Origin of the sequence: Bradyrhizobium sp. SZCCHNR1051, from assembly GCF_032489615.1 — a bacterium.
In the GTDB taxonomy this organism is placed as follows: domain Bacteria; phylum Pseudomonadota; class Alphaproteobacteria; order Rhizobiales; family Xanthobacteraceae; genus Bradyrhizobium.
Map to the genome: position 1 here is coordinate 157,702 of NZ_JAUEYJ010000011.1, position 20,489 is coordinate 178,190.

Annotated in this window: 17 protein-coding genes; 10 read left to right on the forward strand and 7 right to left on the reverse strand. The window is 67.3% G+C overall.

All coding sequences use genetic code 11. The annotated features are described in order from the left end of the window. Nucleotides 1-38: 38 nt before the first annotated feature. Nucleotides 39-1,118 (reverse strand): 4-oxalomesaconate tautomerase, encoded by a 1,080-nt coding sequence (locus tag QW868_RS15575; protein ID WP_315811818.1) that lies wholly within the window; start codon nucleotides 1,116-1,118, stop codon nucleotides 39-41. Nucleotides 1,119-1,221: 103 nt separating this feature from the next. On the opposite strand from QW868_RS15575, the gene QW868_RS15580 reads away from it, so the two are divergent. After that, nucleotides 1,222-2,121 (forward strand): LysR family transcriptional regulator, encoded by a 900-nt coding sequence (locus QW868_RS15580; RefSeq protein ID WP_315738715.1) that lies wholly within the window; start codon nucleotides 1,222-1,224, stop codon nucleotides 2,119-2,121. A 38-nt stretch (nucleotides 2,122-2,159) separates the two neighbouring features. Here QW868_RS15580 and QW868_RS15585 read toward each other — a convergent pair whose 3' ends face one another. The 5 genes from QW868_RS15585 to QW868_RS15605 are packed head-to-tail and all read right to left on the reverse strand — an operon-like array spanning nucleotide 2,160 to nucleotide 5,710. Continuing rightward, nucleotides 2,160-2,936: a TSUP family transporter gene (locus QW868_RS15585; RefSeq protein WP_315757023.1), complete on the reverse strand. Its 777-nt coding sequence runs from the start codon at nucleotides 2,934-2,936 to the stop codon at nucleotides 2,160-2,162. Further along, nucleotides 2,933-4,183: a CCA tRNA nucleotidyltransferase gene (locus tag QW868_RS15590; RefSeq protein WP_316176852.1), complete on the reverse strand. Its 1,251-nt coding sequence runs from the start codon at nucleotides 4,181-4,183 to the stop codon at nucleotides 2,933-2,935. The genes QW868_RS15585 and QW868_RS15590 overlap by 4 nt, the downstream gene beginning before the upstream one ends. Further along, entirely contained in the window at nucleotides 4,180-4,443 is a 264-nt protein-coding gene (locus tag QW868_RS15595) for a DUF6111 family protein (RefSeq protein ID WP_315776140.1), read from the reverse strand. Before QW868_RS15595 ends, QW868_RS15590 begins: the two co-directional genes overlap by 4 nt. After that, complete coding sequence (locus QW868_RS15600; RefSeq protein WP_409997670.1) at nucleotides 4,440-5,099, reverse strand: CoA pyrophosphatase; 660 nt, start codon at nucleotides 5,097-5,099, stop codon at nucleotides 4,440-4,442. Before QW868_RS15600 ends, QW868_RS15595 begins: the two co-directional genes overlap by 4 nt. 8 nt (nucleotides 5,100-5,107) lie before the next feature. Further along, nucleotides 5,108-5,710, reverse strand: a complete 603-nt coding sequence (locus QW868_RS15605) for a DUF1285 domain-containing protein (protein WP_315785698.1) — start codon at nucleotides 5,708-5,710, stop codon at nucleotides 5,108-5,110. A gap of 264 nt (nucleotides 5,711-5,974) precedes the next feature. Between QW868_RS15605 and QW868_RS15610 the strand changes: the two genes are divergently transcribed. The 6 genes from QW868_RS15610 to QW868_RS15635 all read left to right on the forward strand — a co-directional run bounded on the left by QW868_RS15610 (nucleotide 5,975) and on the right by QW868_RS15635 (nucleotide 16,000). Further along, complete coding sequence (locus QW868_RS15610) at nucleotides 5,975-6,973, forward strand: MoxR family ATPase (RefSeq protein WP_315738357.1); 999 nt, start codon at nucleotides 5,975-5,977, stop codon at nucleotides 6,971-6,973. Next, nucleotides 6,973-7,929: a DUF58 domain-containing protein gene (locus QW868_RS15615; RefSeq protein ID WP_315776137.1), complete on the forward strand. Its 957-nt coding sequence runs from the start codon at nucleotides 6,973-6,975 to the stop codon at nucleotides 7,927-7,929. Before QW868_RS15610 ends, QW868_RS15615 begins: the two co-directional genes overlap by 1 nt. Further along, entirely contained in the window at nucleotides 7,926-10,748 is a 2,823-nt protein-coding gene (locus QW868_RS15620) for a DUF4159 domain-containing protein (protein ID WP_315776136.1), read from the forward strand. Before QW868_RS15615 ends, QW868_RS15620 begins: the two co-directional genes overlap by 4 nt. A 142-nt stretch (nucleotides 10,749-10,890) precedes the next feature. Next, on the forward strand, nucleotides 10,891-12,954 hold the full coding sequence (locus tag QW868_RS15625; protein WP_315738360.1) for a hypothetical protein: 2,064 nt from the start codon (nucleotides 10,891-10,893) through the stop codon (nucleotides 12,952-12,954). Nucleotides 12,955-13,144: 190 nt separating this feature from the next. Beyond that, complete coding sequence (locus QW868_RS15630; protein WP_316230881.1) at nucleotides 13,145-13,516, forward strand: DUF2946 family protein; 372 nt, start codon at nucleotides 13,145-13,147, stop codon at nucleotides 13,514-13,516. 162 nt (nucleotides 13,517-13,678) lie between these two features. Continuing rightward, nucleotides 13,679-16,000 (forward strand): TonB-dependent receptor, encoded by a 2,322-nt coding sequence (locus QW868_RS15635; RefSeq protein WP_315785732.1) that lies wholly within the window; start codon nucleotides 13,679-13,681, stop codon nucleotides 15,998-16,000. Between the two features lie 137 nt (nucleotides 16,001-16,137). On the opposite strand, the gene QW868_RS15640 is transcribed toward QW868_RS15635, so the two are convergent. Continuing rightward, nucleotides 16,138-16,650: an N-acetyltransferase gene (locus QW868_RS15640; protein WP_315757014.1), complete on the reverse strand. Its 513-nt coding sequence runs from the start codon at nucleotides 16,648-16,650 to the stop codon at nucleotides 16,138-16,140. Nucleotides 16,651-16,898: 248 nt separating this feature from the next. Between QW868_RS15640 and QW868_RS15645 the strand changes: the two genes are divergently transcribed. The 3 genes from QW868_RS15645 to eat are packed head-to-tail and all read left to right on the forward strand — an operon-like array spanning nucleotide 16,899 to nucleotide 20,477. Then, the gene (locus tag QW868_RS15645) at nucleotides 16,899-18,299 is read left to right on the forward strand and encodes an ethanolamine ammonia-lyase subunit EutB (protein ID WP_316230882.1); all 1,401 of its coding nucleotides are present in this window, start codon (nucleotides 16,899-16,901) and stop codon (nucleotides 18,297-18,299) included. Continuing rightward, a complete protein-coding gene (eutC, locus tag QW868_RS15650) occupies nucleotides 18,296-19,078 on the forward strand; it encodes an ethanolamine ammonia-lyase subunit EutC (protein WP_316230883.1) in 783 nt (260 codons plus the stop codon). Before QW868_RS15645 ends, eutC begins: the two co-directional genes overlap by 4 nt. Then, nucleotides 19,071-20,477, forward strand: coding sequence for an ethanolamine permease (gene eat / locus QW868_RS15655; protein ID WP_315773435.1), 1,407 nt, complete (start codon nucleotides 19,071-19,073; stop codon nucleotides 20,475-20,477). Before eutC ends, eat begins: the two co-directional genes overlap by 8 nt. Nucleotides 20,478-20,489: the final 12 nt, after the last annotated feature.

Consider the following 20,489-nt stretch of genomic DNA (forward strand, 5'->3'; position numbering starts at 1 on the left):
TGTTATCGATGTCGATTGAGTCCGGACGGCGCGTGCGCTCAGGCGGCGTGTACCATCCGTGTCGCGGGCTTTGCGAACACGCAGCCTTCGAACAGCCTGCGGGCGGTCCGCAAAATCCCAGCCACGATCCGGCCATCGCGCTCCTGCAGCTTGACGTCGATATGGCCCATCGGGTGCTCGATGCCGATCACCGCAGGCGCGACCTGCAGCCCAGCGAGACGCGCGCTCACCGTGTCCGCCACGATCAGCGAGGTGGCGATGCCGACGGCGCCGGTGGTGGCAAGCGACGGGTGGCAATCGTGCGGCATGAAATAGCGGGCCGACACGTGGCCGCCATGCACCGCGGGGGCGAGCAGCACCGGCTTGGGAATGACACGGTCGCGAACGTCGCCGAGTCCCATGCGCCCGCCGGCCGCCACGCGCAGCCGCTCGAGCCGCTCCAGCAGCGCCGTGTTCGCACTCAACGCGGCGGCGCTCTCATAGCCGGTCACGCCGAGATCCTCCGCACGCACGATCATCATTGGCATCGCGCAGTCGATCAGCGTGACGTCGAGATCGTCGATCGTCTCATTGGCCTCGCCGGTCGGAAACATCTCGTCCATCCGGTTGGCCGCATCGAGAAAGGTGAGCGCAATCGGCGCCGCTCGCCCTGGGACGCCGTCGATCGACGCGTCGCCGAGATATGACACTTTGCCGTTGGGGGTCGGCACCTCGGCCTCGATCAACTGGCGCGTATTGACGTTGTGGATGCGGACCAGCGTCGCCGGACCTTTCGCCGGCACCAGCCCCGCCTCGATGGCAAAAGGTCCGACCGCGGCAAGCATGTTGCCGCAATTGGGCGAGGTATCGACCAGTTGCTGATCGATCCGCACCTGCGCGAACAGATAATCCACGTCGGCGCCGGGCACGCTGGCCGGCCCGACGATGGCGACCTTGCTCGTGACCGGATTGCCGCCGCCGATGCCGTCGATCTGCAGCGGATGACCGGAGCCCATGACCGAGAGCAGAATCTCATCTCGCCGGGCCGGATCGCTCGGCAGGTCCGACGCCAGGAAAAAGGGCCCCTTCGACGTTCCGCCTCGCATCAGGACGCACGGTATCGAGATCAGATCGTTCATGCCGGCCTCAGTTATGTCAATTTCGTATCAATCTGCCTTACTGTTGCGTATACTGAGCTGAGATCGATCTTTGAAATGCAAAGAATTGCGGTATTGATGCATGATTAACATCAATTGTGAGATCCTAGACCTCCGGGCCTTCCTGAGCGTCTCGGATCTGGAGAGCTTTCATCGGGCCGCCGAGGCCCTGAACCTCTCGCAGCCGGCATTGAGCCGGCGCATCCAGAAGCTGGAGGGTGCGATCGGCGCGCCGCTCCTGGAGCGCACGACGCGTCACGTCGCGCTGACGGCGCTCGGCGCCGAGCTGGTGCCGCTCGTGCGGCGTATGATCGAGGAGTTCGACGGCTCGCTGTTTGCTGTGCGCGACAGCGGCCTCAATCGCGGAGGCCTCGTCACCATCGCCTGCCTGCCGACCGCGGCGTTCTACTTCCTGCCGTCGGTCATCCGCGAGTTCAACGATCAATATCCCAACATCCGCTTTCGCATTCTCGACCTGCCTGCCACCGATGGGCTGCAGGCCGTCGAGCGTGGCGAGGTCGAGTTCGGCATCAACCTGATGGGAGCATCGGACCCCGAGCTGATCTTCGATCGTCTGGTCGAGGATCCCTTCGTGCTCGCCGCGCGCAAGGATCACCCGCTCGCCGCGATGGCGACGGTCGGCTGGGGCGATCTCGAGCCCTACCCTCTGATCACCGTCCACCGGTCCAGCGGCAACCGGACCCTGCTCGATGCCGCGCTCGCCAAATCAGCGATCAAGCTGCGCTGGTTCTATGAGGTGACGCATCTCTCCACGTCGCTTGGACTCGTCGAGGCCGGGCTTGGCATCTCGGTTCTTCCGAAGATGGCGACACCGCAGAGCGATCATCCCTTCCTCGTCACGCGCCCTATCCTCAATCCCGAGATCTCACGCACCATCGGCGTCGTGCGCCGCAGAACCGGCACGATGTCGCCTGCGGCGGAGCGTTTCCTGAAGATGCTGATCGGCCGCTGGGGGCGGACGTAGAGGCCGAGCAGCACAGCAGGTAGCCTGACGCCGAAGGGCTATCCCGCCGGCAGCAGGTGCCGCAGCGCCGACGCGATCATCACGCCGCCGCCGGTGATCACGGCGGCGTCGAGGATGGCGGCGTGGATGTGCACCGGCATGCGGGCGACGAAGGCCTTGGCGAGGAACGCGCCCGGCACCGCGACCGCGCCGATCAGGAGCGCGAAGGCCAGCACCTGCGCCGTGACCACGCCGGCCAAACCAAACACCGAGATCTTGATGACGCCCGTCGCCACCGAGATCATCGCGTCGGTGGCGATGACCGCGGCGCCTTCCAGGCCCGCCGCCATCAGCAGCGACAGCAGGATCACGCCGGAGCCGGAGGTGCCGCCGACCAGCACGCCATAACCGACTGCTCCGGCGGCAAGCCCGCCATTGCCGATCCTGACCTCGCGCTTGCGCAGGATCCGCCGCAGCGGGACGCTCATGATCAGCATGGTGCCGATCACGAACGCCGCGCCGGCATTGGTCAGTCGCGTGTAGCCGTAGGCGCCGAGCGCCGTCGTGAGCGCGGCTGCCGCGATGACGATCACGGCGCGCGTACGGTCGGCGTGGCTGATGTAGGCGACGACGCGGCTGAGGTTGGTGAGGATCGCCGAGATCGCGATGATCGGCACGACGGGTTCGGCGCCGACCATCGGCACCAGCACGAGCGGCATGAGAGCGCCGGTGCCGTAGCCGGCAAGACCACCGATGATGGAAGCAAAGAGAGCGACGGAAGCGACGAGCAGGAGTTGCAGGAGCGAGATGTCGGCAAAGCCTGCCAGAAAATTCATGAACGTCCGTCGCGGTTGACACGCGCCGCCGCCTGATCGGCGATCGCGTTCAGCGATGCCTCGTCGAGCGGAAAGTCCGCAGCTAACCAGGCATCCTCTGCGAGGGTGAGCACATGACCGAGAAGCGGTCCCTCCGCAACCCCGCGCGCGATGAAATCGGCCGCCTTCAACGGCAATTTCGGCGGCGTGAAGCGCTGCGGCAACAGCGCACGCTCGCGCCAGCGCCGGTCGTCGCGATCGCGCGCCCGCGCCCAGCCGAGCATCAGACGGTCGCGATAGACGGTCTCGCCGAGACGATACAGCAGACGCCGGACTCGCGCCTCGTCGGCGGAAGCGAACCGCCACCAGCGATGGCCCATGCCGTCCAGCGCCTTGGTCTCGGCATTGGAGAGCTTCAGTCTGACGCCGAGACGGCGCGCATCCTCGGTCACGGCGACCGCGAGCGCCGCGAGACGGCGGACCGCGCTCGGCGAAAGCTCCAGCTCGCGCTCGATGCCGGTCATCGCGGCGAACGGACCGAGATAGGCGACGCCGCCGAGGATCGCCGTCAGCAACCCGCCATCCGCCATCGCCGTGACCGCGCCGACCGCGCCGTCGGTGACGAGCAGTTTCAGCATCTCCATGCGCACCCGCTCGGCGGACAATGCGGCGAGGCCGGCGCGGCCGGCGATGCAGGCCAGATAGCCCTCGCGGTCGGGGACGCCGTGGCCGAATGCCGAATGGATGCGGAAGAAGCGCAGGATGCGCAGATAATCCTCGGCGATGCGCTGGGCGGGATCGCCGATGAAGCGCACGCGGCGTTGGGCGATGTCGGCGAGACCACCGACGTGATCATGCACCACGCCGTCCGGCCCGACGGACAGCGCATTGATGGTGAAGTCGCGCCGGTGCGCGTCGCCGACCCAGTCACGGCCGAACTCGACCTTGGCCTTGCGGCCGAAGGTCTCGGTGTCCTCGCGCAGGGTCGTGACCTCGAATGGATGCCCCTCGAGCACGAGGGTCACGGTGCCATGGTCGATGCCGGTCGGCACGCTCTTGATCGACGCCGCCTTGGCGCGCCGGAGCACCTCCGCCGGCAGCGCCGTGGTCGCGATGTCGATGTCGCCGATGGCGATGCCGAGCAGCGCATTGCGCACGGCGCCGCCGACCACCCGCGCCTCCTCGCCGTCGCAATTGAGCAGCGCGAGCACGCGCGCGGCGGGACCGGACGAGAGCCAGGGCGCATGCAGCACCCGCGCGCCGATCATTTCTCGACCCCTGGAACGAGCCTGCCGTTCTCGACATGAGCGGGGATATAGGTCGAACGCGGCGGCGCGCCGGAGAACTCGGCGAGCAGGACCAGACTTGCAATCACCAACACCAGCGCCGCCACCGTCAATTTTGTGATCAGATGAAAGGGCCAGTTGACAGGCACCAACAGCCCCGATTTGGTCGCGAGCAAGAACAACACATAAACCGCAAAAGGAATGAGGAAAATTCCGATTTCCGTCAACACGCCACGGATCATGGCTGACAGACCCGCTCGTACAAGACCCGAAGGATGCCCGCTGTAGCGCCCCATATGTAGCGCTCGGCGAACGGCATCGCGTAATACAAGCGCTCCATGCCGCGAAACTCCTTGGAATGCAGCTGATGATTGGCGGGGTCCATCAGGAAGGCCAGCGGCACCTCGAAGGCGTCGTCGACCTCGCCCTCGTTGATCTTGAGCGTGAATCCGGGCCGCACCCGCGCCACCGTGGGCAGGATGCGGAAGCCGAAGGCGGTGCCGTAGACGTCGAGATAGCCGATCGGGTCGACGAAGCTGCGGTCGAGCCCGACCTCCTCTTCGGCCTCGCGCAGGGCGGCATCGAGCGGCGAGGCATCGGTGACGTCGATCTTGCCGCCGGGAAAGGCGATCTGCCCGGCATGGCTCGAGAGGTTCGGCGAGCGCTGGGTCAAAAGGACCGTCGGTTCGGGATGGTCGACCACCGGGATCAGCACCGCCGCGGGACGGATGGGCTGCTCGCGGGAGATGATCTCGAGCATGCGGTCGGTGCCGGAATCTCCGCTGGCCGGAATGACATCCGGATCGAGCAGGGCCTGCGGAACGTCGAAGCGCAACCGCGCGCGGCCCCGCGCGAAGAAATCGGCTGAACTGAGCCCAGCGGTCCCGTTCCTCACCATGGGCTGGTTCAAAGCGCCGCCCTCACCTGTTCTGCATCGGCCATGGGGAAGAACGCGCCGCCCGACCCCACGCCGAACATGACACGCCCATCGATCATCCGCTCCTCACCCATGTCAACAAGCTCGTAGTACAGCGCCCGCGTCACCTTGGCCCAGAGATCGGCTCGCACATGCAGATAGGGCGTCAGGCCGCCGCTCTCGCCAGGCTCGAAGCGCAGCCGGTGCTCGGCATCGCACGCGACCCAGTCGTCGACATTGGTGCGGAAATGCAGCAGCGGTCCGCGCGCATCGCTCTCCGTCCGCATTTCTACGGCCGTGAAGGGGGCATCATCGACGCGGATGCCGACCTTCTCCACCGGCGTGACCAGGAAATAGCGATCACCCTCGCGCTTGAGGATCGTCGAGAACAGCCGGACCAGCGCAGGCCGCCCGATTGGCGTGCCCATGTAGTACCAGCTACCATCACCGGCGATTCGCATGTCGAGATCGCCGCAGAATGGCGGATTCCACAAATGCACCGGCGGCAGTCCCTTTGCGGATGTGCCAGCCTGCGTTGCCGCCGACGTCAGCCGATCGAGTCCGTTGTCGGTGGTCTGCCCTTGCTTCGCCATGGTTTGCCTTGAGTTTGCGTCCACCTTGGCACGATTGGTGCAAGATTCCATCGCCGTCGTCTGTGCAAAAGTTCCTGGCGGCCCTGCAGGTCATGTAAGGTCGCCATAACGTGATGCCGTCAATACCCCGTAATGCCGATAATATGGGGATAGTTTAACTCAACGAATACAGCGCCTTCGCATAGGTTGGCATCCGTGTCCCGGCAAACTGGAGCGGAACGTCCGTCCGAAAGTTCAAGATGCGGGGCAGAAGGAGCGATGGGAATGGCTGAGAGTGCCGAGAAGCTCGAGGATGCGATCGTCCGGTCGGCCGAACAGGTCTCCGGCCAGATCCGAGCGGCAAAGGATGCGATCTCCAGCGTCATCTTCGGCCAGGACCGCGTGGTGGAAAACACGCTGGTGACCATCCTGTCCGGTGGCCACGCGCTGCTGATCGGCGTCCCCGGCCTCGCCAAGACCAAGCTGGTCGAGACCTTGGGCGTGACGCTCGGCCTCGATGCCAAGCGCATCCAGTTCACGCCGGACCTGATGCCGTCGGACATTCTCGGCGCCGAGGTGCTCGACGAGAGCGCCGGCGGCAAGCGCTCGTTCCGCTTCATCGCCGGCCCGGTGTTCGCGCAACTGCTGATGGCGGATGAGATCAACCGCGCCAGCCCGCGCACGCAGTCGGCATTGCTGCAAGCCATGCAGGAGCAGCACATCACGGTTGCAGGCGCCCGTCATGACCTACCGAAGCCCTTCCATGTGCTCGCGACCCAGAATCCGCTGGAGCAGGAAGGAACCTATCCGCTTCCCGAAGCCCAGCTCGACCGGTTCCTGATGGAGATCGACGTCGACTATCCGGATCGCGACGCCGAGCGCCGCATCCTGTTCGAGACCACCGGTGCCGAAGAGAGCGGCGCCAAGGCCGCGATGACCGCAGACGCGCTGATCGCTGCGCAGCGGCTGGTGCGCCGGCTGCCGGTCGGCGATTCCGTGGTCGAGGCGATCCTGTCGCTGGTGCGGTCCGCCCGCCCCGGCCCGGAGGCCGGCGACGCCGGCAAGCTGATCGCCTGGGGCCCGGGTCCGCGCGCCAGTCAATCATTGATGCTCGCGGTGCGCGCCCGCGCCTTGCTCGACGGCCGCCTCGCTCCCTCGATCGACGACGTGCTCGATCTCGCCGAGCCCGTGCTCAAGCACCGCATGGCGCTCACCTTCCCGGCCCGCGCCGAGGGACGCACCATTCCGGACGTGATCCGGCAACTGAAGAGCCGGATTGGCTGATGGCCGCAGCGACAGGGCACGCCGACAAGGAGATTCTCGCAATCCGGCGTGCCGATGGCGAAAGCCGGACGTTGGCATCGTCGCTGCCGCGGCTGGTACTGGAAGCGCGCCAGATCGCCGCCAACGTGATCCATGGTCTGCATGGCCGTCGCCGCGCCGGCTCCGGCGAAAGCTTCTGGCAGTACCGCCGCTTCGTCTCCGGTGAGCCGTCGCAGCGCGTCGACTGGCGCCGCTCCGCGCGCGACGATCATCTCTACGTCCGTGAGCAGGAATGGGAGGCCGCGCACACCGTGTGGATCTGGCCGGACCGCTCGCCGTCGATGGCGTTCGCGTCGAAGGGCGCCCGCGACAGCAAGCTCGAGCGCGCCCTGATCGTGACCTTCGCCCTGGCCGAGTTGCTGGTGGCCGGCGGCGAACGCGTCGGCATTCCCGGCCTGATCAATCCGACCGGGAGCCGCAACGTGATCGACCGCATCGCGCAGGCGATGCTGCATGATGAGACGATCAGGCCGAGCCTGCCGCCCTCCTTCGTGCCGTCCGCGCTCGCCGAGATCGTCGTGCTGTCGGATTTCTGGTCACCGATCTCCGAGATCAGCACCATGCTCGCCGGCCTGTCCGCGTCGGGTGCGCACGGCACGATGGTCCAGGTGGTCGATCCCGCCGAGGAGACCTTCCCCTATTCCGGCCGCGTCGAGTTCGTCGAGCCGGAGGGCGGCGAGGTCATCACGGCCGGCCGCGCCGAGAGCTGGGCGCAGGACTACGTCGCCCGCGTGGCGCTGCACCGCGACCAGATCCGCGCCGAGACCGGCAAGCTCGACTGGCTGTTCACAACCCACACCACCAGCCGCTCGGCCGCCGAGCTGCTGCTGTTCCTGCATGCCGGTATGACCACGGCCAAAGGTAGCGCGCGCGGCGGCGTCAAAGTGGGCGCTGGCCCCGGAGGGCTCGGCGCATGATGGGCCTGCCGCTGTCGTTCGCCGAACCCTTGCTGCTGACCGGGCTCATCAGCCTGCCGGTGCTGTGGTGGCTGCTGCGGGTGATGCCGCCGCGGCCGCGCCGCATCGAGTTTCCGCCGACCCGGCTGTTGTTCGACATCACGCCCAAGGAAGAGACGCCGTCGCGCTCGCCCTGGTGGCTGACCCTGCTGCGGCTGATCGCGGCGGCGCTGGTGATCTTCGCCGCGGCCGGTCCGATCTGGAATCCGCGCACCGAGGCCGTCGGCAGCAAGGCGCCGCTTGTGCTTTTGCTCGACGACAGCTGGAGCGCGGCGGCGAGCTGGGACACGCGTATCAGGGCCGCCGACGAGATCATCGCCAATGCCGATGCCGACCGCCGCGGCGTCGCGCTGATGCCGCTGTCGGAGCCCGCACGCGACCTCACCTTGATGCCAGCCGGCGCGGCGCGCGTCGCGCTGCGCCAGATCGCGCCCAAGGCCTACACGACCGAGCGCGCCGATGCGCTGCCGCAGCTCGATCGCTTCCTGAAAGCGACGGGCGATGCCGAGATCATGTGGTTCTCCGACGGCGTCGATCCCGGCCGCGGCAGCGAGTTTGTCACCGGCCTTGCCAAGACCATCGGCGATCGCAGCCTGACGGTGTTCGAAGGCGGCACCCTGTCGCCGCTGGCGCTTGCGGGCGCCGAGAACGCCGCGGCCAAGATGACCGTGAAGGTGCTGCGCGCCGATCTCTCGGTTCCGGGCGGCATTGTGCGCGCGCTCGACGCCAAGGGCTCGCCGCTCGGCGAAGCGCAGTTCGGCTTCGCCGCCGGTGCGCACGACGCCGAGGCGAGCTTCGATCTTCCGGTCGAGCTGCGCAATGACATCACCCGGCTCGAGATCGCCGGCGAGCGCTCCGCAGGCGCCGTGCAACTGCTCGACAAGCGCTGGCGGCGGCGTGCGGTCGGCATCGTCTCCGGCGCCACCAGCGACACCGCGCAACCGCTGCTCGCGCCGACCTTCTATCTGACGCGCGCGCTGGCGCCGTTCGCCGATCTCCGCCTCGGTGATCGCGGCGCTCCGCAGCAGGTCATCACGCAGTTCCTCGACCAGAAGGTGCCGATGATCGTGATGGCCGACGTCGGCACGCTGTCGCCGGAGCTGCGCGACCGTCTCAACGGCTGGATCGAGAATGGCGGCGTGCTGGTGCGCTTCGCCGGCCCGCGCCTGGCGCAGGGCGACGACGATCTCGTGCCGGTCAAGCTGCGCCGCGGCGGCCGCACCCTGGGCGGCAGCCTGACCTGGGAGAAGCCGCAACACCTGGCCGCGTTCGCCGCCGACGGCCCGTTCGCCGGCATCACCGTCCCGAAGGACGTGACGGTCAATCGCCAGGTCCTCGCCGAGCCCGACGCCGTGCTGGCGACCAAGAGCTGGGCCTCGCTGGAGGACGGCACGCCGCTCGTCACCGGCGAGCATCGCGGCAAGGGCCTGATCGCGCTGTTCCACGTCAGCGCCGACATGCGCTGGTCCGATCTGCCGATGTCCGGCGCCATGGTGGAGATGCTCCGCCGCATCGTCGACATGTCCGGCTACACCTCGACGCCGGGCCCTGGTCCCGCGGGTGAGACCGCCAAGGCCACGCTGGCGCCGCTGCACATCCTCGACGGCTTCGGCGCCTTCGGACCGCCGCCTTCGACCGCCAAGCCGCTGCCGGCGGATTTCAACGACCGGGCTTCGCTGGATCATCCACCCGGATTCTATGGCCCAGCCGAGGGACCCACCGCAGTGAACACGCTCAGCCCCGCCGATCGCATTCTGCAGCTCGACACGTCGACGCTGCGCGCCAAGCGTGCCAGCTACACCACCGCCGAGCCGCGCGATCTCCGGGGCATCCTGCTGTCGACCGCACTGCTGCTGTTCCTGATCGACGCGGTCATCGTCGCCCTGCTCGGCGGCGTGCTGGCCTCGCTCGCGCGGTGGCGGCGTGCAGCGCCCGCGTCCATCGCGCTTGCGGTGCTTGCAACCGGCGCCCTGCTCGCGGTCGCGATGCCGACGGCCGCGCGCGCCGACGCCGCCAGCGACGATTTCGCCATGCGCGCGGTGTCGCAGACGCGGCTTGCCTATGTCGTGACCGGCAATGCCGACGTCGATTCCATCGTCAAGGCCGGCCTGACCGGACTGACCTTGTTCCTGGCGCAGCGCACGGCGCTCGAAGCCGGCGACCCCGTCGGCATCGATCCTGCGCATGACGAGCTCGCCTTCTTCCCGCTGATCTACTGGCCGATCGTGCCGGGCACGCCGAAGCCGCCGCAGGACGCGATCAACAAGATCGACGCCTACATGAAGCAGGGCGGCACGGTCATCTTCGACACCCGGGATGCGGTCGAGGCGCCGCCCGGCGACAACGGCGCGCAGCAGACCCCGGGCATGCAGTCGCTGCGCGAGATTCTGTCGTCGCTCGACGTCCCCGAGCTCGAGCCGGTGCCGCGCGAGCACGTGCTGACCAAGACGTTCTACCTGCTGCGCGACTTCCCCGGTCGCTTCACCGCAGGCCAGACCTGGGTCGAGGCGCTGCCGAAAGACGAGGACGAGGACAGCGCCTCGCGTCCGGCGCGCGGCGGCGACGGCGTCTCACCGATCATCATCACCTCCAACGACCTCGCCGGCGCCTGGGCCATCCGCCCCGACGGCCAGGCCATGCTGCCGATGGTTCCCGGCGAGCCGCGACAGCGCGAATTCGCCTTCCGCGCCGGCGTCAACATCGTGATGTACACGCTGACCGGCAACTACAAGGCCGACCAGGTGCACGCGCCGGCGCTGATCGAACGGCTTGGGCAGTGATGACAATAGCCACGCGCAGCCGCGCCAAAACCTCCGTCGTCACGCCCGGCCTTGAGCCGGGCATCCACGCCCCTGTTTTCCGAGGGAATGACGTGGATGGCCGGGACAAGCCCGGCCATGACGAAGCCAGCGAGTTTGCCTCATGAATTACGGCATCGCGTTCACGCCTCTGGTCCCGACAGTCGTGCTGTGGCTCGCGATCGGCGCGATCGTCGTCATCGCCGCGCTCCTGTTGCTCGGCCGCTCGCGCTCGGCCTGGATCCGCGTCACCGCGCTCGCCTTGATCGCGCTCGCGCTGGCCAATCCGCAGTTCACGCGCGAGGACCGCGAGCCGCTAAGCTCGGTCGCCGCCGTCGTGGTCGACAAGAGCCCGAGCCAGAATTTCGGTGACCGCAACAAGCAGACCCAAGCGGCCCAGGAGTCGCTGGTCGACAGCTTGAAGAAGATCAAGGGCCTCGAGGTCCGCGTGGTCGATGCCGGTCAGGCCGATGGCGAGACCGACGGCACGCATCTGTTCAGCGCGCTGACCTCGGCGCTGTCGGACGTCCCGGTCGATCGGGTCGCGGGCGCCTTCCTGATCACGGATGGACGCGTCCACGACATTCCCGGCAACGTTGCCGCGCTCGGCTTCCAGGCTCCGCTGCAGGCCCTGATCACGGGCCAGAAGGCCGAGCGCGACCGCCGCGTCGCGATCACCGCCGCCCCTCGCTTCGGCATCGTCGGCCAGCCGCAGACGATCAGCTTCCGGCTCGACGACCAGGGCGTCAGCGGCGCCAGCGCCAAGGTCGTGATCCGGCGCGACGGCGAGGTCATCAGCGAACGCACCTTGACCAGCGGCCAGGCCGCCAATGTCGACGTCGACATCAAGCACGAAGGCCAGAACATCGTCGAGATCGAGGCCTCGCCGCTCGACAACGAGCTGACCCTCGTCAACAACCGCGCCGTGGTCTCGATCGACGGCGTGCGCGACAAGCTGCGCGTGCTGCTGGTGTCGGGCGAGCCGCATTCCGGCGAGCGCACCTGGCGCAACCTGCTGAAGTCGGACGCCAGCATCGATCTCGTCCACTTCACCATCCTGCGGCCGCCGGAGAAGCAGGACGGCACCCCGATCAACGAATTGTCGCTGATCGCGTTTCCGACCCGCGAGCTGTTCCAGCAGAAGATCAACGAATTCCAATTGATCATCTTCGACCGCTACGCCCGGCAGGGCGTGTTGCCGATCGCCTATTTCGACAACATCGCGCGCTACGTGCGCAATGGCGGCGCGGTGCTGGTCTCGGCCGGGCCGGACTACGCCTCCAACACCAGCATCTGGCGCACACCGCTCGATTCGGTGCTGCCCGCCGAGCCGGTCGGCGTCACCGAGAAGCCCTTCTATGCGCATCTATCTGACGCCGGCAAACGCCATCCGGTTACGCGCGGCCTCGAGGGCTCGGGCTCCGAGCCGCCGCGCTGGAGCCGCTTCTTCCGCACGGTCGAGACGCGCAATGCGGTCAGTCCGCCGGTCATGACCGGCGCCGACGGCAAGCCGCTCCTGCTGCTGTCGCGCTTCGGCGCCGGCCGCGTCGCTCTGCTGCTGTCCGACCACATCTGGCTGTGGGCACGCGGCTACGAAGGCGGCGGACCGCATCTCGATCTGCTCAGGCGGATGTCGCACTGGCTGATGCAGCAGCCTGATCTCGACGAGGAAGCGCTGCGGCTGCAGATTCAAGGCAAGGATCTCGCCGTCATCCGCCAGACGATGGGCGACACCGTCCCGCCGGTGACCGTGACCTCGCCGTCCGGCACCACGCGCGAGCTCACTCTGAGCCAGGGCGATCCCGGCGAATGGCGCGCGACCCTGCCCGCCAACGAGCTCGGCCTGTGGCAGGCGACCGACGGCACGCTGAAGGCGCTGATCAATGTCGGCCCGACCAATCCGAAGGAATTCTCCGAGGTCACCTCGACCACCGAAACCCTGAAGCCGCTGGCACAGGCGACCGGCGGCGACGCCCGCCGCATCGCCGACGGATCCGGCATCGACTTGCCGCGCATCGTCCCGGTGAGGTCATCGACCTTGTTCAGCGGCGACGGCTGGATGGGCGTGCGGATGCGCGACGCCAGCGTGGTCAAGGGCGTCGGCGTGCTGCCGATGTTCGCCGGCGTGATCGGCCTGCTGCTGCTGCTCGGCGCACTCGCCGCAACCTGGGTGCGCGAGGGTCGTTAGCCTCGAAGGATACGAGCCCGCGCGACGTGGCGCGAAGGGCACAGCGACGGGGATTTCATCCGCCGTCGCAGTACACTGATTGACAGCTGTGAAGCCCCCCTGCGATGTTACATTGTAACAAAGGCTGAGCCTCTCAGCCGAACGGGGTGGCCTATTCACATGAGCCAGATCACATGAGCCAGAGCTGGCGATGAGCTGGTTTCGCGCGAACATCAAAGATGTCTCGCGGCTCGCGCTGTTGGCGCTGGTGCTGCAATTCGCGCTCGCGTTCGGCCATGTTCATTGGCTCTCCACGCAGAGCCTGGACGGCAGTCGTATCACGACCGCACAGGCCCCTACCGGCTCCTCTCCCGCAAGCCAGGACCCCGACCAGCAGCCCTCTGCTGATGGCTGCGCCATCTGCGCCGTCATGGCGATGGCGCAATCGATCCTGCTGTCACCGACGCCCGTTCTGACGCCTCCTGAAGCGGTCGCATTTCGTCTGCCCGATGCGATCACCGCCACTGTCGCGGCTGTCGTCGTCGACACCGCCTTCCAGCCGCGCGCTCCTCCCATCGCCTGATCCGAACCGCTCGAAACGCCGCCACGGTTGCGCTCACGCGCACGGCGGCAGCGTGCAGGAATGGGTCCGTCGCAAGCCGACGGCAGGTGCATCCCGCCAGCAACGAAAGACGTGGGACGCCTGATCAGGATCAGGAATTGAAGGATGTTGTCGAGAGCCTTGATGTCGGGCTGCAGCGCCGCAGCCATGTTGTGCGTTTTGGGTGCGCCCGCGCGCGCTGACGATCCGAAGCCGGCGGCCGAGTTGCCCGAGGTCAACGTGACAGCGCCAAGCCCGATACGGGCACGGAAGCCGGTGGTGCCGCGGCCCAATCCTACCGCGCGCGTCGCGCGCGGGCCCCGTGCGCCGACGCCAGCGCGAGAAGCACAATCAGCGCCACCGCCGCCGCAACAGGGCGTGCTGCCTGTCGTCACCGACCAGTTCGCAACCGTCACCGTGGTGCCGAACGAGGAGCTTCGCCGCTCCGGCGCCGCCACGCTCGGCGACCTTCTCAATTCGAAACCCGGCATTACCGGATCGAGCTTCGCGCCGGGCGCCTCGAGCCGGCCGATCATCCGCGGCCTCGACGTCAACCGCGTCGGTATCGTCGAGAACGGCATCGGCGGCGGCGGTGCGTCCGACCTCGGCGAAGATCATTTCGTGCCGATCGATCCGCTCACCAGCGACCAGATCGAGGTCGTCCGCGGCCCCGCGGCGCTGCGCTACGGCTCCACCTCGATCGGCGGCGTCGTCAGCGCCACCAACAACCGCATTCCGCAGGCCCTGCCGACCTGTTCGACCGCGCCGTTCCAGACCTATGGCCTGCCGGCGAGCGCGCCGGCCGCGGGCAGCGCGCCTTGCGTCACCGCGGAAACGCGCACCTCGTTCAGCTCGGTCGACCGCGGCGTCGAGGGCGGCGTGCTGCTCGATGCTGGCGGCGGCAACTTCGCACTTCATGCCGATGCCTACGGCCGCAAGACCGGCGACTATTCGATTCCGGGCTACCCCTATCTGTTCGACCAGACCCGCCCGGTGAACGGCCGGCAGCCGAACTCCGCCGTGCAGAACGATGGCGCCTCGATCGGCGGCAGCTACTTCTTCACCGGCGGCTTCATCGGCGCGGCGATCCAGCAGACCGATGCGCTCTACCACATCCCCGGCATCGACGGCGCCGACAGCCGGACCCGGATCGACGCACACCAGACCAAGATCACCGCCAAGGGCGAGTATCGCCCGGACTCCGCGGCGATCGATGCGATCCGATTCTGGGCCGGCGCGACAGACTATCGGCACAATGAGCTCGGCCTTGCAGCCGTCACCGACCCGACCACCGATGGCGTGCGCCAGACCTTCACCAATCGCGAGCAGGAAGCGCGCGTCGAGATGCAGATGATGCCCGTCAATCTGCGCTTCGCCACGCTGACGACCGCCTATGGCGTGCAGGCCGGGCACCAGGAGCTGAATGCGCCGAGCCCCGACAACCCCGGCTCGGTGTTCAACGGCCTGTTCGGCCCCAACACCAACAATCGCGTCGCCGGCTATGTCTTCAATGAGTTCGCCTTCTCGCCCTCGACCAAGGCGCAGGTCGCCGGCCGGATCGAGCACGTCGCGCTGAACGGCTCCACACCGAACTTTCCGGTCGACTATCTGCCGGACGGCACGCCGCAAGCCAACATCGCCCGCAATCCGTCGTACACGCCGAAGAGCGCGAGCGTCGGCCTGTTGCAGAACCTGCCGGGCGATCTGGTGGCGAGCGTGACCGCGCAATATGTCGAGCGCGCGCCGAAGCCAGCCGAGCTGTTCTCGCGCGGCGGCCATGATGCGACCGCAACCTTCGACATCGGCAATCCGAACCTGACCATCGAGACGGCCAAAACCGTCGAGGCCGGGCTGCGCAAGGCGACCGGCCCGTTCCGCTTCGAGGCCACGGCCTACTACACGCAGTTCAGCAACTTCATTTATCGCCGGCTGACCGGCGTGATGTGCGACGACGATTTCGCGTCCTGCGGCACCACGGGCACCGCGCTGAACCAAGCGGTCTATTCGCAGCGCAACGCGCTGTTCCGCGGCTTCGAGTTCCAGAGCCAGTACGATGTCGCCCAGCTCGGCACCGGCATCTGGGGCATCGAGAACCAGTTCGACGTCGTGCGAGCCACCTTCCCGGGTGGCGTCAACGTGCCGCGGATCCCGCCGATGCGCGTCGGCGGCGGCCTGTTCTGGCGCGATGCCAACTGGCTGACCCGCATCAATCTGCTGCACGCTTTCGCGCAGAACGACATCGCGCCGATCGCGGAGACTCCGACGCCCGGCTACAACCTGCTCAAGGCAGAGGTCAGCTACCGGACCAAGCTCAACCCGAACATGTTCGGCGCGCGCGAGATGCTGGTCGGCCTCGTCGGCAACAATCTGCTCAACGAGAAGATCCGCAACTCGGTCTCCTACACCAAGGACGAGGTGCTGCTGCCCGGCATCGGCGTGCGGATCTTTGCCAATCTCAAGTTCTGATTGCGAATTCGGTCGGGGCGCGGAGGAAAGCAATCTGAGCCCCCTTCGTCATTGCGAGGAGCGAAGCGACGAAGCAATCCAGACTTCTCTTGGGGCTCTGGATTGCTTCGCTTCGCCGCTTCGCTCGCAATGACGACCTACCTAGCGTAGTCCCAGTCAGGACGGATCGCGCCCTCGACGTCCTCGAACGCGCCGTCGACGAGCTCGTTCACCAGCAGCCGGTTGTAGTCGACCGGGCCCGGCATGATCGCCCGGCCTTTCGGCACCGGCTTGAACCCGACACGGCTGTAGTAGGCGGCGTCGCCGACCAGCAGGATCAAGCGATGGCCCTGCGCCCGCGCGTCCGCGATCGAGCGCTCCATCAGCATGCGGCCGATGCCGTGCTTGCGGAACGGCGGCTCGACCGTCAGCGGCCCGAGCATCAGCGCCTTGGTGTCGCCGACGCAGATCGGGAGCTGCCGCACCGAGCCGACCAGCAAAGTGCCGATATGGGCGGTGAACGACAGCGCGAGCAGATGATCGACATGCTCGCGCAGTCGATAGGCACTCAGCACGAAGCGGCCGGGGCCGAAGGTGCGCTCATGCAGCCGCTCGATCGCCTGCGCGTCGCCCGGCTTCTCGGCGGAGATCGTAATGGACAGGTCACTCATGTGGGGTGGCGAGATAGCATTCTGGAGCGGCGCGGTCCATGGCAGGCCGTCCACGTGTTGACAGCATTCGCCCGCCCCGGGGTCGCCAATGCCAATTTTCTGAGCATTCGCGTGGCGTGACCGAAGATTGTGCTAAGATGTCAAGTTTCCGGAGCCGCCCTCGCTTAACCTGCCTCAGGTCATGAGCGTTGTGGTCGCCGTCGCGGCCGCTGGGACCGCTCTGACGCAGCACGAGCGGCAGGTCGAAGATGACGGGTGCGTTCCGGTCGCGCCATCGCGGCGAAACTCATGTGTTCGATGATCTCAAGACGCTGTTGGCCTGCGCCTCGCCGCGCCGGTCCGGCGATGAGCTGGCTGGCCTCGCAGCCGACAGCGCCGCGCGACGGGTGGCGGCGCGGATGGCGCTCGCCGACGTGCCGCTGCGGCGTTTCCTCGACGAGCCGCTAATTCCCTATGAGAGCGACGAGGTCACGCGCCTCATCCTCGACAGCCACGATGCCGCCGCATTCGCGCCCGTCGCGTCGCTGACCGTCGGCGAGTTGCGCGAATGGCTGATGTCCTGGGAGGCGGACGCTGACCGGCTGGCCGCCCTCGCGCCGGGCCTGACGCCGGAGATGGTGGCCGCGGTCTCCAAGCTCTGCGGCAATGGCGATCTCGTCGCTGTCGCCGCCAAATGCCGGGTCGTGACCCGCTTCCGCTCCACGATCGGCCTGGAGGGGCGGCTGTCGTCGCGGCTGCAGCCGAACGATCCGACCGACGATCCCCGGGCGATCGCCGCAGGCACGCTCGATGGCCTGCTGTTCGGCATGGGCGATGCGGTGATCGGCATCAATCCCGCGACCGACAATGTCGAGGCCTGCATCCGCCTGCTCACGATGCTCGATGATCTCAGGCTCAAATTCGAGGTGCCGACGCAGTCCTGCGTGCTGAGCCACGTCACGACCTCGATCCAGGCGATCGAGAAAGGCGCGCCGCTCGATCTCGTCTTCCAGTCGATCGCCGGCACCGAGGCTGCCAATGCCGGCTTCGGCGTGACCCTGGCGCTGCTGGCCGAGGCGCAGGACGCGGCCTTGTCGCTGAAGCGCGGCACGATCGGCAACAACGTCATGTATTTCGAGACCGGCCAGGGCGCGGCGCTGTCGGCCGACGCTCATCACGGCCTCGATCAGCAGACGGTCGAGGCCCGCGCCTACGCGGTGGCGCGCGCCTTCTCGCCGCTGCTGGTCAACACCGTGGTCGGCTTCATCGGTCCCGAATACCTCTACGACGCGAAGGAGATCATCCGCGCCGGGCTGGAGGATCATTTCTGCGCCAAGCTGCTCGGCGTGCCCATGGGCTGCGATGTCTGCTACACCAACCATGCCGAGGCCGATCAGGACGACATGGACGATCTGGCGCTGCTGCTGGCAGTGGCCAACGTCAACTTCCTGATCGCCGTGCCCGGCGCCGACGACATCATGCTGAACTATCAGAGCCTGTCGCATCACGACGTGATGCGGCTGCGGCATCTGCTCGGCCGCCGCCCGGCGCCGGAGTTCGAGGCCTGGCTGGCGCGGATGGGCCTGCTCGACCAAAGCGGCCGCATGCCGCCATTGCCGGGCAGCGCGCCTTCCGTAGTCCGGCTGATCGGCCAGGGAGCGCGGGCATGAGGGACGATGCGTTCGACCTGCTGCGCGGGATGACGCGCGCCCGCGTCGCCCTCGGCCGCTCCGGCGACGGGCTGCCGACGCAGGCCAAGCTCGCATTCCAGATGGCGCATGCGCTCGCGCGCGATGCCGTATGGGGCAAGGTCAATTTCGACGGCATCGCCGACGCGCTCGCGCCGCGCGAGGTGATCAAGGTCGCGAGCGCAGCGCCGGACCGCGCCAGCTATCTGCGCCGGCCCGACCTCGGGCGTCGCCTGGCCGCGGAGGATGCCGCCAGGCTAACATCCGGTCCGTACGATCTCGTCTTCATCATTGCCGACGGGCTGTCGGCGGATGCGGTCGAAAGCCATGCCGCCGCTGTCGTGATCGCCACCGCGGCGCGTCTGACGGGCCTGTCCATCGGCCCGATCGTGCTGGCTTCGCAGGCGCGCGTGGCGCTGGGTGACGCTGTCGGCGCCGCGATGCGCGCCCGGCTGGTGGCGGTCCTGATCGGCGAGCGTCCGGGTCTGTCGGCCGCGGATTCCCTGGGTGTGTATCTGACACTGCACCCAGCCCCTGGCCTGCGCGACAGCGCGCGCAACTGCATCTCCAACATTCACCACCATGGGCTGTCGGCCGAGCGCGCCGCCGACAAGCTGGCCTGGCTGGTGCGCGAGGCGCTGCGGATCGGCGTCACCGGCATCGGCCTCAAGGAGGCGGCGCCGGACGCCGCGATCGAGACGACCACACCGTCATCACAAATCACCCATCACAAACAGACAGGAGCGACTGGACATGAGTGACGAGACCAAACCGACGCTTTCGAAGAGCCTGACCGGACTCCATCTCTGGGGCATCGCGGTCGGGCTCGTCATCTCCGGCGAATATTTCGGCTGGAGCTATGGTTGGGACAAGGCCGGCACGCTCGGCTTCCTCGTCACCACGATCTTCATCGCGGTGATGTATACGACCTTCATCTTTTCCTTCACCGAACTCACCACCGCGATCCCGCATGCCGGTGGTCCGTTCGCCTATTCCTACCGTGCCTTCGGCCCGCTCGGCGGCTTCGTCGCCGGCTTTGCGACACTGATCGAATTCGTGTTCGCACCGCCTGCCATCGCGCTCGCCATCGGCGCCTATCTTAACGTCCAGTTTCCGGCGCTGTCACCCAAGACCGCCGCGCTCGGCGCCTATGTGGTGTTCATGGCCCTCAACATCGCGGGCGTATCGATCGCAGCGACGTTCGAGCTGTTCGTCACGGTCCTGGCGATTGGCGAGCTCCTGGTGTTCATGGGCGTCGTGTCGCCCGGCTTTTCCTTCGCCAATTTCACCGCCAATGGCTGGGCCGGTGAGAATTCGTTCTCGCTGGCGAGCATCGGCGGCATCGTCGCAGCGATCCCCTTCGCGATCTGGTTCTTCCTGGCGATCGAAGGTGCCGCCATGGCCGCGGAGGAGACCAGGAATCCGACGAGGACCGTTCCTCGCGCCTACATTGCCGGCATCCTGACGCTCGTCGTGCTCGCCTTCGGCACCATGATCATGGCCGGCGGCGTCGGCGACTGGGCGAAGCTCGCCAACATCAACGATCCCTTGCCGCAGGCGATGAAGATCGTGGTCGGCGAAAACTCCGGCTGGCTGCACATGCTGGTGTGGATCGGCCTGTTCGGACTGATCGCCTCGTTCCACGGCATCATCATGGGCTACTCGCGGCAGATCTTCGCGCTGTCGCGCGCCGGCTTTCTGCCGGCCAAGCTCGCCGCACTGCATCCGACCTGCCGCACGCCGCATTGGGCGATCTTGGCCGGCGGCGTGATCGGCATCGCCGCGATCTACTCCGACGAGCTCATCCAGTTCGCCGGACAGACGCTGACGGCGAACATCGTCACCATGAGCGTGTTCGGCGCGCTCGTGATGTACATCATGAGCATGGCCGCTCTCTTCCGCCTGCGCGCCACCGAGCCCAATCTTATCAGGCCGTTCAAGGCGCCGCTCTATCCGGTGCTCCCGGCCGTGGCGCTGGTGTGTGCGACGCTCTCGCTGCTCACGATGATTTGGTTCAACCTGCAGGTGTTCGCAGCCTTCGTGGTGCTGTTCGCCGCCGGTCTGCTGCTCTATCGTCTGACGGCCGGCAAGCGCGGCAACGCGGCGAATGACGATCTGCTCGACATCGCTTTGACCGAGGCCCGCGCCATGGCCGACTGATCCGCCAGGGCC